The sequence below is a fragment of the Streptomyces sp. HD genome, assembly GCF_028369295.1.
GTDB lineage: Bacteria > Actinomycetota > Actinomycetes > Streptomycetales > Streptomycetaceae > Streptomyces.
This window is the reverse complement of record NZ_JAQMYP010000139.1, coordinates 1-1,598: the sequence shown is the minus strand read 5'-3', so window position 1 is coordinate 1,598 and position 1,598 is coordinate 1. Positions and strand designations below refer to the sequence as shown.

General features: G+C 67.0%; 1 protein-coding gene. It reads left to right on the top strand.

The window, feature by feature from the left end:
* The coding region (gene mrdA / locus POF73_RS45660; protein ID WP_272125448.1) for a penicillin-binding protein 2 at window positions 1–1,598 on the top strand (1,598 nt) is incomplete at both ends.

The window sequence follows — 1,598 nt, the reverse complement described above, 5'->3', positions numbered from 1 at the left end:
ATCCCTGAGACGGGCCGGACGCCGCGTGTCCAGATCCGGCTCGTTGTCATTCAAGTCCTGGTCCTCTCTCTGCTGGGCACGTTGGGTGGGCGGCTGTGGTATCTGCAGATCCGTGAGGGCGACGCCTATGCCAAGGAGGCGTCGGGCAATCATGTGCAGCAGGTGGTGCAGCCCGCGGTGCGTGGCTCGATCCTGGATGCGCGGGGGGTGGCGCTGGCGGACAACGAGACGCGGCTGGTGGTGTCCGCGTCGCGGACGGATCTGCTGAAGATGCCCGATGACGGCAGGGGTGTGCTGGCGAAGCTGGCCGGGGTGCTGGGCATGAGTGTGCGGGAGGTGCAGGACAAGGTCCGGCTGTGTGATGCGCAGACGCCGCAGCCGTGCTGGAACGGCTCGCCGTACCAGCCGATCCCGATCACCGATGAGGCGACGGCGAAGCAGGCGTTGCAGATCCGGGAGCGGGCGGAGGACTTTCCGGGGATCACCGCGGAGCCGCAGGCGGTGCGCCGGTATGCGGGTCCGGGGAAGGCGAACACCGCGCAGGTGCTGGGGTATCTCTCGCCGGTGACGGATGAGGAGATCACGCAGGCGAAGGATTCCGATTCGCCGTATCTGCGCTCGGACCAGGTGGGGCGCTCGGGTCTGGAGCGGGAGTACGACAAGGAGTTGCGGGGCAAGGCGGGGGTGACCCGGTATGAGGTGGACAATCTCGGGCGGGTGATCGGGCAGGCGCAGGCGGATCCGGCGCAGGCCGGTTCGAATCTCGTCACCAGCATCGACGCGCGGGTGCAGCGGGTGGCGGAGTTCGAGCTGAACGAGGCGATGAAGCAGGCCCGCAAGGAGTGGGACCGCAACACCAACGAGCGTTACAAGGCGGACTCGGGTGCGGTGGTGGTGATGGAGGCCAAGACCGGGCGGGTGGTCGCGATGGCGTCCAACCCGGCCTACGACCCCAACGCCTGGGTGGGCGGCATCTCCGCCAAGGACTACCAGAGGCTGACCGGCAAGGACTCCAACTACCCGCTGCTCAACCGGGCGATCCAGGGCCAGTCCGCGCCGGGCTCCGTCTTCAAGGTGGTCCCGACGGCGGCGGCGATCCAGGCCGGCTACCCCTTCGACGGGCCGTATGAGTGCTCCAGTTCGTACTCGATCGGCGGGCAGGTGTTCAAGAACTTCGAGTCCAAGGGGTATGGGCCGATCAGTCTGGGGCGGGCGCTGGAGGTGTCCTGCGACACCGTCTTCTACCGGTTGTCGCACGAGGAGTGGAAGCGTGACGGCGGGACTTCGCCGAAGAAGAGCGCGCATGACTGGTTCTACAAGACGGCGCATCAGTTCGGGCTGGGGGCGGAGACGGGGATCGATCTGCCGAACGAGGTGACCGGGCGGGTGCCGGACCGGCAGTGGAAGCAGCAGTACTGGCGGGCGAACAAGGACGCCTGGTGCAAGTACGGCAAGAAGGACGGCAGTTACGCGGAGAAGATCGCCTACGAGAACTGTCTCGAAGGCAACCGGATGCGTGCGGGTGACTCGGTGAACTACTCCATCGGGCAGGGCGACACCCTGGTCACGCCGATCCAGATGGCCACCATCTACGCGGC